Source organism: Methylomonas sp. 11b (assembly GCF_000515215.1).
GTDB lineage: Bacteria > Pseudomonadota > Gammaproteobacteria > Methylococcales > Methylomonadaceae > Methylomonas.
The window spans coordinates 4369196-4384308 of record NZ_KI911557.1 but is presented as its reverse complement, the minus strand read 5'-3'; the positions used below and the strand labels follow the sequence as shown (position 1 = coordinate 4384308).

Here is a 15113-nt window from a genome sequence, read left to right as displayed (position 1 = left end):
CAATCAAGTGTTTATTCCGGCCCGTTTAGAAAAGCCCGCTGAATTTCGCCGCCAAGCGCGTTGTTGCGCAAAATGAAATCCTGCAAAAACTCATGCAAGCCGATACTAAAAATGTCGGCCATCCGCCCGTAATGCAGCCGCGCATGATTTTCGCCGGCTAACCGCAGACATTCCATGCCCCGCTGCCGGCACAGTTGCTCCAGAATAGGCGCCAACTCATCGTAGCATGCATGTAAGGAACGCGGCATGTCATCGCGTAACACCAATAACTCCGCCACTTTCCAGGGCTCGATGGTGTCCCGAAACACTTTTTGATAGGCCTCGAATGCCGACACAGAGCGCAGCAAGGAACTCCATTCGTAATAGTCGACCTGGGCTTCCTGAGCATCAACAGCCGGCAACAGCAATTGATACTTGGCATCTAAAAGTCTCGCGGTATTGTCGGCCCGCTCCACAAAGCTTCCCAAACGCACAAATTTGTAACTGTCATCGCGCAGCATGGTCCCGAAGGTAACACCGCGAAACAGGTGCGAGCGGGATTTCACCCAGTCGCAAAATTCGCAAATATCGGCTTCGTTCAGACCCTGGCGAATCCGTTGCCTTAGTTCCAGCCACAAGGCGTTGACGGTCTCCCACATCTCCGAAGACATCGCCACCCGCACCGCCCGCGCATTTTCTCGCGCCGAGTTAAGGGCGCTGACGATACTGGACGGGTTACGCTCATCCAAAGCCATGAAGTGAATTACATTGGCCGCAGTATAACCGGAGTAGTTTTTCTCGAAAGCCTCGATATCGTCGGCAATCTGCACCGGGGGTTTCCAGCGTGCGGTTTCGTCGTAGGCGCTGTTCGCTACCAATGACATCCGATAGGTCACGTCCAGCACCCGCGCCATGTTCTCGGCGCGCTCGATATAACGCGCCATCCAGTAGAGATGATCGGCGGTGCGGCTCAGCATGGTGCGTCTCCATTCAATACCCAAGTGTCCTTAGTGCCGCCGCCCTGCGAGGAATTGACCACCAGCGAACCTTCCCGCATCGCCACTCGGCATAAGCCACCCGGCACCAGCGTGGTGGTTTTGCCGGACAACACAAACGGTCGCAAGTCCACATGACGCGGTGCTACCCCTTGTTCAACCAAAGTCGGACAAGTCGACAATGCCAATGTAGGCTGAGCGATGTAATTGTCGGGCTCGGCCAAAATCCGCGCCCGAAAATCCTCGATCTGCTGTTTGGATGAGGTTGGCCCCACCAACATGCCATAACCGCCGGAACCCTGTACTTCCTTGACCACTAGTTCCTCCAGATGCTCTAACACATATTTCAAATCGTTAGGATTTTCCAGCTTATACGTGGGCACGTTGGACAGGATAGGCTCCTCACCCAGGTAAAAACGCACCATGTCAGGTACATAGGTATAGGTGGCTTTGTCGTCTGCCACCCCCGTGCCAATCGCGTTAGCCAGCGTGACGCCGCCGTTGCGATACACCGAGACCAAACCCGGCACACCGAGCATAGAATCTTCGCGAAACGCCAGCGGATCGAGAAAATCGTCGTCGATGCGCCGATAAATCACGTCAATGCGCTTTGGGCCTTCCGTGGTGCGCATGAACACCGCATTGTCCTTGCAAAATAAATCCTGGCCTTCCACCAGTTCTATACCCATTTGCTGGGCCAGAAATGCGTGTTCGAAGTAAGCACTGTTGTAGGCACCGGGGGTTAGCAGCACCACGGTCGGATCGTAAACGCCGGGCTGCGCCACCGCGCGTAGATTGTTCAGCAACACCTGCGGATAATGCTCGACCGGCGCTACCGCATAACGGCGGAACAGTTCCGGGAACAGACGCATCATCATCTTGCGGTCTTCCAGCATGTAGGAAACCCCGGACGGTGTGCGCAGATTGTCTTCCAGCACATAAAACTCGTTCTCGGCGGTGCGCACAATATCGACGCCGGCGATATGCGCATAAATGCCGCCCGGCACGTCCACGCCCTGCATTTCCGGCCGATACATCTCGTTTTCCAGAATACTGGCGGGAACGATACCGGCTTTGATGATTTCCTGATCGTGATACAGATCGTTCAAAAACGCGTTCAGCGCGGTGACTCGCTGAATTACGCCAGCCGACAATACCCGCCATTCCGTGGCAGCTAGGATACGCGGCACGACATCAAATGGAATCAGCCGCTCGGCACCGGCCTCGTCGCCGTAGACGTTGAATGTAATTCCCACCCGCCGGAACAGCATTTCCGCTTCGCGGGACTTTTGCATCAACTGGGCATGATCGGTACCGCTCAGCCACTCCGCGAATGGTTGATACAGGCGCCGGACGCTACCGGTTGAGGTGCGCATTTCATCGAAAAAAGTATTTATATTCATGACCATCCTTCAGCAATCCACATGCCAATCTTATTAATGTCTATTTATCAAAAAGTTAAATCGCCGCTACATCGCCCAAACCGCATTACGCACCATATCAGTGCAACACACTTCGGCAAGCGCCCTGAAAACGACCACAGCAGTTCAAACGCCGTTGTTATTTCCGCACGCGTTGATTATTGTGGCCGCCTTAAACCAGCAATTGCGGCGAGGTCAGACTGATGCAAACAGCTTTTTGTACCATCTTCGGTGAAGTACTATTCGACAACTTTCCGGACGGCAGCCGGATCCTCGGTGGCGCACCGTTTAATGTCGCCTGGCATCTGCAAGCTTTGGGCCGGCCTGCCCTGTTTATCAGCCGTGTGGGGGAAGATGACGCCGGCCGCGAAATCCTCGCGGCCATGCAAAGTGTCGGCATGACTCGATCCGCGATGCAGATCGACGCCGATCATCCATCCGGCAGCGTAGCGATCAGCATAACAGATGGGCAGCCCAGCTACCGGATTCTGGACCAGCAAGCTTACGACTACATTGATGCAGAGGCTTTCCATCATCTTCGCAAACAGGGCTTGCTCTATCATGGCAGCCTAGCGTTGCGAAACAGCGTTTCCAGGCAAGCCTGCCTCGATTTGCAACAAACCTGGAATGGCCCGGTGTTTCTGGATGTCAATCTGCGCGCGCCCTGGTGGCAAACGAATCAGGTCTTGGAATGGGTAGCCGGCGCGGATTGGTTGAAACTGAACGATGAAGAGTTGGAATTGCTGCTGCCCGGCGAGCAGAGCATAAGCAACAAGATGCATTTATTGCAGCAGACTTATCATTTAAGCGGCGTGGTACTTACACGCGGCAGCCAAGGCGCGATGGCGTTAGATTCAGAGGGTGAGTTGTTCGACATCGCTCCCGACCGTAACATCGAAATTCTCGATACGGTTGGCGCCGGTGACGCGTTTGCAGCGGTTTTGTTAGTGGGCATTGCCGAAAATTGGCCTATGCCTATGATACTAAAACGGGCGCAGGATTTTGCGTCCGCGTTGGTAGGTCAGCGCGGCGCGACCGTCGCTGACCCCGCGTTTTATCAAAGATTTATTGACGCGTGGCAATAACAAAAAACGCCATGTCTTACGCCTCTGCTGCACTCATCAAGACTGTTGTCTGGCAGGCACGCCGTCCGACCAATCGCCGGATTGTGCAGAAAAAAACTTTTTAAATGGCGGCATAAAGCTGGCGGTGATCGGAATCGAATAAAAACAGTACATCGCCGCCGCTTCGCCGGTACTGACCCCGAACAACCATTGCGGCATGAACAAGGTCATCAATGCCCCAAAGCAATGATAGATCCCGATGCGCCAATTGTTTTTCCAGACAAAAGCGCTGAACGCCAATGCAAACAGCGAGCCATGGGTCACCAGCAAACCAAAGGCACTGGAGATCGCATAACCGATGTGGTAAATGCCCGTGAAAAGGCAAGAGTTCATCCGGCCGATGAAGTTAGGGTCTATGTCAAACAGCTGCCAGTCGTTCGGCAAGCGGGTCAAAATCAAAAACAAACCACTCAAAGAACTACCGACAATAAAGGCTTTCTTCAAGGCTTTGGGGTCCGACGAATAGGTCGCCAAAGCCGGCATGATCGCAAACGCTTGCAAACTGATATGCACCGACGACAGCTCGCTCAGAAAAAGGTTGGTGCCATAACCGCACTGGTCCGCCACCGGATAGGCGAAAAACTGAATGAACTCCATCAAGGAGAAATGGAAGATGGCATAGGCACGGGCCAATCTGACCCAAAAGGTTTCGTCTTTATCCAGAAAAGTCACACTCGCTGCGACCAGGCCTGCTACGCCCAATCCCAGCGACATATTGGCGCTAAAACACATGGTTAATCCGTCATTTAAATTTTTAGAAACGGCTCGCGCGCAACTGCGATTGCCGGTTTAGTCTATTGGTTTCGGTCATGTTTACCGGAAGGCAAAGATACACGTAGCGGCATTTTATTGCAGCAATTTTGTGGAAATTAATCGCTATCAGCCTGAATACTACTCACTTAGCGCGGCCGATTGGCTAACTCAATCTGTTCTATCAACTGTTCGGCGCCATCCAACTCTCGATCATAAACGTCGGTGCGATAAGCCTCGCCGTTCAGCACAAGCGCGGATGCGGCTCCCGAACCCTCTGCTTTTTCTATGTTGATACGGGTTAATGTAGACAGGCCGGGCTGCAAGGGATTGGCCTTGAGTTCCGCGGCATCCAGTGCGACACGTACCTGCATGCGTTCGGCAATATGAATGAAATTACCGGTGGCATTATCGGTCGGCAACAGCGCAAAGATACTGCCTGTGCCAGGGTTAATGCCCTGCACCCGGCCGTGATAAAGCCGGTCGTCACCATAAGCGGCGACGCGAATTTCCGCCTTCTGCCCCGGCCTAACCCCAGCGATCTGGCTTTCCAGGAAGTTGGCTTCTATCCAAACATCGTCCAGCGGCACGATGGCTAGCAAGGGCGCGCCAGCCTTCAGATTATCGCCGACTTGTACCTTGCGCTTGGCCACGCATCCCGAGACCGGCGCGACCAGATTGCGCCGCTGATAGTCCAGATAAGCCTGGCGCAAGCGGCTCTTGGCTTTTTCCACGGCGGGATGATTATCGATGCCGGAATCCAGCAATTGCGCATCGACACCGCTTTGTTCGGCGCGAATTTCTTTAATCGCCGCGTCCAGCTCGCGGACCTTGTCCTGCGCGGTTTGCAGTTGCTGATCGGAAACCGCGCCGTCCTTGGCCGCGGCGTTGAAGCGCGCCAAATCGTGATTGACTTGTTCCAATACGGCTTGCTTGACCAACACCCGCTGCGTCAAGGTCTCGGATTTGGCGCGCAAACTGACAATATTCCGCACCGCCTCCGCCAGTTCGGCTTGCGTCTGCTGCAAGGCAATGCCGGCATGCACACCGTCCAGCCGCACCAGCAGCTGGCCTTTTGCCACGCACAGCGTGTTTTCGGCCAATACTTCCACCACGGTGCCGTCGGTCTGTGTTTTCAGCGTAATTAAATGCCCGGCCACGAAGGCGTCGTCGGTGGCGATCCAGTCGCGATGCGCCAGCCACCAATACCCCAGATAAGCCAATCCGGCCAGCAATAAGACCAAGGTGACGCCTTGCAAGCGGCGCCGGCGTTGGCGCAGAATTTCCCGAGGACGAATTTTTTTTGGCATGTTTGCAGTCATGGCATTGCAGGTTTAGTGTCGCTGTAGCCGCCGCCCAGCGCCTTGATAATATTGATCTCGGCTTTGTGGCGTTCGCCCACCAGAGCCGCCAAGCGAAACTGTTGTTGGTAGACCTCCAATTTGGCCAGACTCGGCGCGGCGCGGTCAGACAAGCCATGACTGCGTAAACTGTCGGCCAGCTTGTCAGCGGCTAATGCGTCGGCCAGGCTTTGCCTCTGGGCCACCAGGCGCTCATCCAGTTCGCGCCAGCGGCTCAGCGCATCCGCCACCTCCTGCACCGCATGCACCAAGCTGCGGTTATAGCGCTCGACCGCCGCGTCATAAGCAGACTGCTGATAATTCAAATTGGCACGCAAGCGGCCGCCTTCGAAAATCGGAAACTCTATTGACGGCCCGACCGCATAAGCCAAGCTGGAACCTTGCAACAACACATCGCTCAAGCTGACGCTATGTAAACCGGTGAAGGCCACCAAATTGACATCCGGGTAAAACGCCATCTCGGCCACCTTGATTTCCTCGGCTGCCGCCTCGGCATGCAAACGTGCCGCGCTAATATCGGGACGATGCGCCAATAAATGCAAAGGCAAATCCACCGGTAGGGTTAACGCCTGGTCAACCTCACCTGGTTCGATAACGATGCCGCCCCCCCAATCCGCACCCTTTCCGGCCAGCGCCGCCAACAGATTTTTATTTAATTCCACATCGGCGCGTGCCGCAGCCAAACCTTGCTCGGCGTTAGCAAGGGCAATTCGGGCCTGCAATATTGGTGCGTCGGCGGCCAAACCGGTCGCCAGACGCGTTTGTTCGAACCTCAACAACGCTTGGCGCTCGGCGACGATACGCGCGGCGATGTCCTGCTTTTCGCTGGCGGCCAGCAACTCGAAATAAGCCTTGGCCACGGTAGCCGCCAACAATAGCCGCGCATCGGCCAGTTCAGCCGCGACCGCCAGCGACCGACCGACCGCGCCTTGCAGGGCCGCCGCATCGCGCCCCCAAAAGTCCAGGTGATACCGCAAGATCAGGGGATTAATCAGCATTTGCCGAAAGTTTTCGCCGGCCAGCTTGGCTTGCACGCTGTTCGCCGAGAATCGTTGCGCCGAGAAGCTGACATTGGCATCAACCGTCGGATACAGTTCGGCCGCCTGGGCATCGACCATCGCCTGCGACTGCCGCAGCCGCGCTGCGGTGGCTTTGAAATCCGGATTATCGGCGAGCGCGGTCATTATCAAGCGCTGCAATTCCGGGCTGGCGAAGCGCGTCCACCAATCCTGCGCCGGCCAGACATCGCTGCTTGGGAAACTACCGCGGGCGACAGCGACGGTGTTTGTCATTTCGGGCATTGGTAATAGGCTGGCGCGCGGAGTTTCTTCATCGCCGAACCGGGCGCAGCCTGCTGAAAAGCTCGCCACCAAGGTTAACGCAATCAGTCTGCGGGCAGACATCAGGCTTCCTCCGCGAGCAATTCCTGAGTTTCCCGGCGCAACGCCTGCTCGACACTAACTTTCACCGGCGTGCGAGTCGGGTGCGCAAACCAGACCAGCGCCGCCATGCCGACAAACAGGCAACCTGCCAACCAAAAGGCATCGTTCATGCCATGCAGTACCGCATCTCGGCCGGCTAGCTTGGCATATTTGGCCAAAGCCGCCGTCTCGGCGAACCCCAACGAATTCAGTGCAGCCAGCGCGGGATGATCAGCCAGTTCAAACGCGCCATGATTTTCGGCAAAGCGCGTCAGATGCTGCGGCACCCGCCGGTACAACACGATGCCTTGTACGGCAATGCCGATTGCCCCGGCGGCTATTCGCAACAGATTCGCCAGCTCCAGTGCCCGCCATTGCCGCTCGGCTGGCAGGCCGTGCAGCAGTAAAGCGGTCATCGGAACGAAAAAACTGCCCAGGCAGGCGCCTTCCAGCAATTTTGGCCAGAACAATTGCGCAAACGCATCCGGATCGTCGAAACGGCTCAACCAGAAATAGGTGGCGGCAAATCCCAGTAAATTGGCACTGGCTAACAGCCGGGCATCGCAGCGTTTGACGATCTCGTGAAAGACGCTGGCCATCGGTTTGGCCAAGATGGCCATCGGCAGAAATACCAAACCGGCTTCCCAGGACGAGTAACCGAAAGCCAGTTGTAACTGTACGATTAACAAAGACAACAAGCCTTGAAAACACAGAAAACCGGTGAATAAAATGAAGACGCCGATGGCGAAATTGCGCTGGGCGAATAGGCGAATATCCAGAAATGGCCGGCGCACGTTCAATTCCCACACTACCCAGTAAATCAGCGTGACGCCTATCAACGCGATTAAGCCCTCGATATAGGCCGAGTGGGTCCAATCCCAATCGTTGCCCTGATTCAACAAAGTTTGTAAACCAAACACCAGCATCGCCAACAAGATAAAGCCGACGCTATCGAAACGCTGCCAGGATAGTCGATGACCGCGCCGATACAATAGCGCGCCGACGATGCCGGCAATCGCCAATGCCGCTGGGATGTTGAGCCAAAACAACCAACGCCAGCCGAGGTTGTCGGCTATCCAGCCGCCCAGGGGTGGGCCGAAGGTAAACGGTGTCAGAGTGAATATGCTCCAGACGCCGATGCCGAGCGATTTACGTTGATCGGGATATTCCTTAAGCAACAAGGCCTGCCCCAAGGGCAGCGTCAAACCGCCGGCAAATCCCAGCAAAATGCGCCCGGCCAGATAGCTATAAAAACCAGTGCAATAGGCGCAGATGAAAGAAGCCACGGTAAAAGCCATGAAGGCCGCGACGAAGGGCCGGTATTCGCCGAAGCGCCGCGCCAACCAGCCGCCCACCGGAAATGCCAGCGCCAGCGCTATCATATAATCGGTCTGGGTCCAGGTCGCAAAACTGGGCGGCACGCCCAAGCCGCCGGCTACTCTGGGCAGCATGGCGATATAAGCGCCGGCATTGAAGATCACCAGCGCATGCCCGAAACCCAGACACAGATTAAACAGCGTAAAACGCCAGCCGCGCAGGCGTTTTTGATAGACAACGCTCATCGGGTTATTGGCCGTGTCATCGCTCTAAGTTTCATCGGCTTGAGACGGCATGCGCAGACCGATGTCACCCAAGCTTTGCCGCAACAGCGGGACCGCCATATCGCCAATCAATTGCTTAAACGCCGCGCCGTCGTCATCCAGGGAGGCAAGCGCCCGATCATCCACCTTAAAACTCTCCGAAAGCGTGCGGGCGATAACATTGCGCGACACCGGATCGATGAGCTTGATCATTAACTGCAAAGACGTTTGTCCCTCGAAGATTCGATACCTGCCAACCCCCACCTCTATCACCGCATCGTAGCGGCCCATCGCCACATAATCGACTGGCGTGGTGTTCTGACCGTACCAGGCCTGAATCGCCTGATGCCAATGTTGCAAACTGGCGTCGCCCGCCGTCGGCAACTGATAATACTCAAGGCTCAATTCCCCTTTACGATTTTCCGCAGACAGCAAACCGCGCAGCTTCTGAGCCGCAGCCCTGGCCGGTGTCCAAAGCAAATCGGCACTCGCCGAACCGCCTGCGGCTGTTGGCGCTGCCTTGGTCATCGAATCCACATCCGCCGTATGAGTGTCGCTGACCATGCCCGCAACCACGATGCCTCCAGCGGTCTGATACAGCCCGGTGGGCAGTGCATAACCCAAGGCCATGTTTTCGAAATGTCGATAAGCCGGATCGCGGCGCTCGATCAAATCGGGTATCACTTCCAGTGGCGGCGCTTGCACCGGCACAATCAAGAAACTGTGCAATCGGTCGATTTGTGACGCGGCCGGCTTAATACTCGGCGCCGTACATGCCACCAACAGCCATGGCAAAGCCAATCCCATCAGGACTTTTTTGTGGTCGGCAAATAGCCAGGTAAACGAACATTTTGAAGTTTTCATGATTTCCTCCGCGCCAATGAATACCATCGAATCGACACATTACTAGACTGGCACTATAAAAACCGCTTTGATATAAGACAAGCGATATTTATTGGACTTTAATATCGACAAATGCAATATTAAAACCATGGACATCGATCAAATCAGAACCTTTTTAAGCGTCGCGGCTAACGGCAGTTTTTTGGAAGCCGCCAATCGCCTGTACGTGACGCAATCCACCGTCAGCACCCGCATCCAGCGCCTGGAAGCCTATTTGGGCGTCACGTTGTTTGTCCGCAATCGCTCCGGTGCAACTTTGACCTTGCCGGGCCGGCGTTTTTTGCGGCATGCCAAATCCTTGCTATTAACACTGGAACAAGCCCGGCACGACATTGGCCTGCCCAGCCGGTTTCGCGGCAGCATCAGCATTGGGGCGCGGATTGCCTTGTGCGAAACCTTGTTGCCGGAATGGATAGGCGCGATAAGACAGGCTATGCCGGATATTTCCATCCGTAGCGATATCGGTTTTGAAGAAGACTTGATGCGCAGTTTGGTGGAAGGCGCATTGGACATCGGCTTGATGTACACCCCCCAGCACAGCCCTGGCCTGCAAATCGAACATTTATTCGATGAAACATTGGTGCTGTTGACCACCGATCCCAAACAGCCCTGGCCAAACGACGATTACATTTATGTCGATTGGGCACCCGGGTTTTACGCCCAGCACAGCAATAGTTACCCCAATCTGGAACGGCCGGCCCAGGTGGTCAATATCGGCTGGATGGCGGTACAGCTGATTCTGGCACAAGGCCGTGGATCGAGCTTCCTGCCGGTGCGCCTGGCCGAACCACTGCTGCAAGCCGGCAAACTGTTTCCGGTCGCCGACAGCCCGCAATTCAAATTACCGGCGTATATGGTGTCGCAGCGCGATAACGATGCGCCGGTTTTGCAGCAGGTGCTGGCTCAGATCCGCGCCTTAGCGACCCTGGAGCGGCAAAAGGCTTATACGCTGCCCGATCAATCCAAGGTTGCCGACGCCACATGAAACGCATCGGCATGGATATCCTGCAAAGCCGCGCCATGCAAAAACGCCTGGCGCTTGGTTTGACGCACCATGTCGGGATGGCCGCATAAATACAGGCGCCAGCCTTTCAGACTGGGCAGCAGGGTCATTGCCACATCGTTGGCTCGACCCTTGGCCACGCCGTCAGGCGCGTCGCCGCGTGATATACACGGCGTGTAGTGAAAATTAGGGTACTGGCTAGCGAGATCCTGCATTTCCTCCAGCCAATACAAACCGTCCATCTCGCGGCTGCCATGAAACAGATGGATCGCACCCTTATGACCGTGATGCAGAGCTTCGCTGACAATCCCGGCCAAGGGCGCCAAGGCGCTACCGGTACCGATCAGTAACAGATTATTCTCTTGGCTCGTGGGCAGGTAGTAACACAGCCCTTGCGGATCAGAAACCTCTAACTTGTCGCCGACATTCAGTTCCTGGTGCGCCCATTCGCTGAAGCGGCCGCCGGCCAAACGGCGGATATGAAAGCTGAGTTTGTTGGCGTGCAAACGATTGTTGGCAATCGAATAGCTGCGGCTCAAACCGTCTGCGCGTTTCAGGTTCACGAACTGGCCGGCGTAATAATCCATGGTGTCCTTACACTGCAAGGTAAGTTGCAGCGTTTCCGCATTCAGCAAAGTTTTTTCAATCACCGTCGCTTCGGTAAAAAACTCGGCCGGCGGGCTAATGCTGATCGCCATATCCTGCTGCGGATAACACAGACAGGCCAGAAAATGGTTCTGATGGCGCAACACTTCTTTTAAACCGTCTTGCGCCGCCAGCGGTGGCGGGCCCTGCAAGCTGCGCACCATACAGCTCTGACAGGCGCCCTGCCGACAACCATAGGGGATGTCGATGTTTTCGCGCAGACACGCGTCCAGCACGGTTTCGCCTGACTCGCAAATAATGTCGCGGTCGTTCACGCTGAGTTTATACAAGCTCATCCCCTACTCCAGCGCCTAGCGGTCCAACACGTCGTTACGCGTGCTTTCGGCAATAGCCGCGACTTGATTGATCAGCTCTTGCGGCACGTTCAGCTCTTGTAAGGTAGCCGCCAGATCCTCGACCACCGCGTCAAAATGCGAATCGTCCAAACCCAGTTTTTTTACCAGATGCGCATGGGCCTGACGCATATCGGCGCCGGAATAGTTATTAGGACCGCCGAAGGCCATGGTTAAAAATGACTTTTGTTTGGCTGCTTGCTTGTCCATATCGGTGTTATCGAAAAAGCGGTTGATGCGGTGATCGCTCAAGACTTTGCGATAAAAAATATCGACGGCTGCATTAACGGCCGCTTCGCCGCCTAGTTGTTCGTAAAGAGTTGCCGTGGTTTCGCTCATGATGGTCTGCCTTTCGTTGCAAATAAAAAAATGCGGCTGTTTAAAGCCGAGCGCAGAGTAAGCGAAAAAAAACACTTTTGCAATATTTTTATTATAAAAGTTATTTATATGGCAAAAATAGGCTTGTAGTGCTTTGCCTGCCAGTTGATCCGGCGTAGAATGCCGCATCCCTTATTTCCGACCGCCCCACATTCACATGGTCAAACTCACCGGCTCACGCCAGGAACAAATCTTAAAATTACTGCTGTCCAGCGCGGCCGGTATGAGTATCGACGAGCTGGCCGCGCAATTGGAAATCTCCAGAAACGCGGTCAAACAACATCTCACCGGTTTGGAAAAAGACCAATTGGTTGCAGAAGCGGCCTTGAACAGCACCGGCGGCCGGCCTTCGCGCAATTACACGCTGACCGAACAAGGCCGTAACCGCCTGCCCAAGCAATATCCCTGGTTCTGCAACTTGTTGCTGGGCGAGTTGAAAGCTGAACTCGGTGAAACGGCTTTGCGGCAAATGCTGTGGCGTATGGGCGTTAATCTGGCACAGTCGCTGGCCCCGCAATTCAGCGGCAAAGATCCGGCACAAAAGCAAAGCGCGCTGGTGGAATTAATGCAATCGCTGGGTTATCACGCCGAAATGGACACCGAACAAGCGCAGCCGACCATTAAAGCCGTTAATTGCGTTTATCACGATCTGGCCCAGCAACATCCGGAACTGTGCGAATTCGACCGTGCGCTGATGTCCACCCTGTTGGACAAACCCATCGAGCAAACCGCCTGCATGGCCTTGCAGGATTGCGCCTGCAAATTCAAAATCTGCAATGCGGGTGCGTGAGCCAACTTGCCAACTAATCCAAACAGTTGCAACAATCTTCGGCTTTTAGCTCAAGCTGCTTAGCACAATACGAGGGTTTTTCTAAGCGGCGGCTCTCAGTGGTACAATGTCGGCTTCCAGAATGACTTTTTTGAATTGCGACCATGAGCCAACCTTTCCGTACGACAATCAGCCTGTTTAGCGGGCTGCTGTTATTGTTAACCGCCTTCTCGCTGCAAGCCGCCAGCCCGATTTTCACCCCCGCCGCCCCTAGCGTCGCGGCCTCCAGCTACTTCTTGATGGACTTCGACAGCGGCCGGGTATTGGCCGAAAAAGACGCCGATAAACGCGTCTCCCCTGCCAGTTTGACCAAGATCATGACGGCCTACGTGGTGTTCCGGGAACTGAAAGCCGGCCACTTGACGCTGGACGAAAAAGTCACCATTAGCCAGAACGCCTGGGAAACCGGCGGTTCGAAGATGTTCGTGGAAGTGAACAAACAAGTCGGGGTGGAAGACTTGCTGCAAGGCATGATCATTCAATCCGGCAACGACGCCAGCGTGGCCTTAGCCGAACACGTCGCCGGTAGCGAACAAACTTTTGCGACGATGATGAACGAACAAGCCAGTCGCCTGGGCATGGCCAACAGCAACTTCGAAAACGCCACCGGTCTGCCCAGCCCCAACCATTACAGCTCGGCGCATGACCTAGCCACGTTGGCCCGCGCGGTGATTAAAGAGTTCCCGGAATACTACCGCTGGGACAAGCAAAAGGAATTTACCTACAACGGCATCACGCAGCAAAACCGCAACCTGCTATTGTGGCGTGACCCCTCGGTTGACGGTTTGAAAACCGGGTTTACCGACGATGCTGGCTATTGCATGGTCGCCTCCGCCAAGCGTGAAGACATGCGGCTGATTTCGGTGGTCATGGGCACCGCCAGCGCCGGGGCTCGTTCCAACGAGAGCCAGTCCTTGTTAAATTACGGTTTCCGCTTTTTCGAAACCCATCGTTTGTACGAAGGCAACAAGCCCTTAGGCGAAGCGCGGGTCAGAAAAGGTGTGACGTCCAAAGTCCCGGTCGGTTTACCGGAAGACCTGTATGTCACCGCCCCGCGCAAACACTTCAACGAATTAAAAGCCGAAACCCAGATTGATAAGGGCGTGTTCGCACCATTAAACAAGGGTGATACGGTCGGCAACCTGAACATTTCGCTGGCCGGCGAATCCATACTCAGCAAACCGCTGGTGGCCTTAGATGCTGTCGCCGAAGGCGGCATTTTCCGACGCCTATACGATGCCGCTATCGGCCTGTTGGAGAAAGAATGACCGAGCAAGTCTATCTGAACGGCGCTTATCTGCCACTAGCCGACGCGAAGGTGTCGGTGCTGGATCGCGGTTTTTTATTTGGCGACGGCGTCTACGAAGTGATTCCGGCTTATAGGGGCCGGCTGTTCAGACTGGAAGACCATATTACCCGGCTCAACAACAGCCTGAACGGCATCCGTTTACCGTTGCCACATAGCGTCAATGACTGGGAAGGTATTTTCCGGCCGCTGCTGGCGGATGACCGGGATCAATATATTTACCTGCAAGTCACCCGCGGCTATGCGCCGAAACGCGATCACGGCTTTCCCGAGCAAATCGTACCGACGATATTTGCGATGAGTGCGGACATCAAGCCTTTCGCCGGCCGGGTCGACGGCATCAAGGCGATCACGCTGGACGACACCCGTTGGCAGCTCTGCAACATTAAAGCCATTACCTTGCTGGGCAACATTCTGCTCAGACAGGAAGCGCTGGATCAAGGCTGCGCGGAAGCGATACTGGTACGCAACGGTTACATCGTCGAAGGCGCAGCCAGCAATCTGTTTGCGGTATTGGATGGCGAATTGATTACGCCGCCCAAAAGCCATGAAATCCTGCCCGGCATTACCCGCGACGTGATTCTGGAACTAGCGGCGGAGAATAACATCCCTTATCAGGAAGACATTATCGCGCTGGAAGCGCTGCACAACGCCAGCGAAATATGGGTCGCCAGTTCCACCCGCGAGATCGTGCCGGTGATCGAACTGGACGGCCAGCAAGTCGGTGACGGCAAGCCCGGCCCGGTCTGGAAACGCATGGACGACTTACTGCAAGCATACAAAACATCACTGTCATGAGCGAAACCGAAAGTTTACTGGAATTTCCCTGCCAGTTCCCTATCAAGGTGATGGGCAAACATCGTGACGATTTCGACGCCATCGTCGTGGAAATCGTCCGCCGCCATGTCCCGGACATCCTGGAAGGTGCAGTCACCACCCGGCCCAGCAAAGGCGGCAATTATCTGTCGGTGACGGTAATGATCGAAGCCCATAGCCGCGAGCAACTGGACGCGATCTACCTGGGCTTGACGGCCTGCCCCGATGTGCTGATGGCCCTATAAAACG

General features: G+C 55.3%; 15 protein-coding genes. 6 read left to right on the top strand and 9 right to left on the bottom strand.

The genetic code is table 11. The features are described 5' to 3' along the window. Positions 1-11: 11 nt before the first annotated feature. Together METH11B_RS0121185 and METH11B_RS0121180 are read right to left on the bottom strand one after the other, a co-directional pair. The gene (locus tag METH11B_RS0121185) at positions 12-956 is read right to left on the bottom strand and encodes an alpha-E domain-containing protein (RefSeq protein WP_020485025.1); all 945 of its coding nucleotides are present in this window, start codon (positions 954-956) and stop codon (positions 12-14) included. Beyond that, on the bottom strand, positions 950-2383 hold the full coding sequence (locus METH11B_RS0121180; RefSeq protein WP_036276297.1) for a circularly permuted type 2 ATP-grasp protein: 1434 nt from the start codon (positions 2381-2383) through the stop codon (positions 950-952). The genes METH11B_RS0121185 and METH11B_RS0121180 overlap by 7 nt, the downstream gene beginning before the upstream one ends. A 215-nt stretch (positions 2384-2598) precedes the next feature. Between METH11B_RS0121180 and METH11B_RS0121175 the strand changes: the two genes are divergently transcribed. Then, entirely contained in the window at positions 2599-3480 is an 882-nt protein-coding gene (locus tag METH11B_RS0121175) for a PfkB family carbohydrate kinase (protein WP_026603746.1), read from the top strand. A gap of 36 nt (positions 3481-3516) precedes the next feature. On the opposite strand, the gene METH11B_RS0121170 is transcribed toward METH11B_RS0121175, so the two are convergent. From METH11B_RS0121170 to METH11B_RS0121150, 5 genes are all read right to left on the bottom strand, one after another. After that, positions 3517-4251, bottom strand: a complete 735-nt coding sequence (locus METH11B_RS0121170; protein WP_026603745.1) for a DUF5765 domain-containing protein — start codon at positions 4249-4251, stop codon at positions 3517-3519. Between the two features lie 167 nt (positions 4252-4418). Further along, on the bottom strand, positions 4419-5579 hold the full coding sequence (locus tag METH11B_RS0121165; RefSeq protein ID WP_036278049.1) for an efflux RND transporter periplasmic adaptor subunit: 1161 nt from the start codon (positions 5577-5579) through the stop codon (positions 4419-4421). An 8-nt stretch (positions 5580-5587) separates the two neighbouring features. Continuing rightward, a complete protein-coding gene (locus METH11B_RS0121160) occupies positions 5588-7033 on the bottom strand; it encodes an efflux transporter outer membrane subunit (protein WP_026603743.1) in 1446 nt (481 codons plus the stop codon). Continuing rightward, positions 7033-8613, bottom strand: a complete 1581-nt coding sequence (locus METH11B_RS0121155; protein WP_026603742.1) for a DHA2 family efflux MFS transporter permease subunit — start codon at positions 8611-8613, stop codon at positions 7033-7035. Before METH11B_RS0121155 ends, METH11B_RS0121160 begins: the two co-directional genes overlap by 1 nt. 24 nt (positions 8614-8637) lie before the next feature. After that, complete coding sequence (locus METH11B_RS0121150) at positions 8638-9495, bottom strand: hypothetical protein (protein WP_155931173.1); 858 nt, start codon at positions 9493-9495, stop codon at positions 8638-8640. Positions 9496-9586: 91 nt separating this feature from the next. Here METH11B_RS0121150 and METH11B_RS0121145 point away from each other — a divergent pair, with 91 nt between their 5' ends. Continuing rightward, complete coding sequence (locus METH11B_RS0121145) at positions 9587-10519, top strand: LysR family transcriptional regulator (RefSeq protein WP_026603740.1); 933 nt, start codon at positions 9587-9589, stop codon at positions 10517-10519. On the opposite strand, the gene METH11B_RS0121140 is transcribed toward METH11B_RS0121145, so the two are convergent. Beyond that, entirely contained in the window at positions 10492-11478 is a 987-nt protein-coding gene (locus tag METH11B_RS0121140) for a 2Fe-2S iron-sulfur cluster-binding protein (RefSeq protein WP_026603739.1), read from the bottom strand. The genes METH11B_RS0121145 and METH11B_RS0121140 overlap by 28 nt on opposite strands. A gap of 15 nt (positions 11479-11493) precedes the next feature. Continuing rightward, positions 11494-11874 (bottom strand): group I truncated hemoglobin, encoded by a 381-nt coding sequence (locus tag METH11B_RS27195; protein WP_020485015.1) that lies wholly within the window; start codon positions 11872-11874, stop codon positions 11494-11496. Between the two features lie 196 nt (positions 11875-12070). Between METH11B_RS27195 and METH11B_RS0121130 the strand changes: the two genes are divergently transcribed. From METH11B_RS0121130 to METH11B_RS0121115, 4 genes are all read left to right on the top strand, one after another. After that, entirely contained in the window at positions 12071-12703 is a 633-nt protein-coding gene (locus tag METH11B_RS0121130; RefSeq protein WP_026603737.1) for a helix-turn-helix transcriptional regulator, read from the top strand. 143 nt (positions 12704-12846) lie between these two features. Beyond that, positions 12847-14010: a D-alanyl-D-alanine carboxypeptidase family protein gene (locus METH11B_RS0121125; protein ID WP_026603736.1), complete on the top strand. Its 1164-nt coding sequence runs from the start codon at positions 12847-12849 to the stop codon at positions 14008-14010. Continuing rightward, the gene (locus METH11B_RS0121120) at positions 14007-14846 is read left to right on the top strand and encodes a D-amino acid aminotransferase (protein WP_026603735.1); all 840 of its coding nucleotides are present in this window, start codon (positions 14007-14009) and stop codon (positions 14844-14846) included. Before METH11B_RS0121125 ends, METH11B_RS0121120 begins: the two co-directional genes overlap by 4 nt. Beyond that, on the top strand, positions 14843-15109 hold the full coding sequence (locus METH11B_RS0121115) for a YbeD family protein (protein WP_026603734.1): 267 nt from the start codon (positions 14843-14845) through the stop codon (positions 15107-15109). Before METH11B_RS0121120 ends, METH11B_RS0121115 begins: the two co-directional genes overlap by 4 nt. Positions 15110-15113 lie beyond the last annotated feature (4 nt).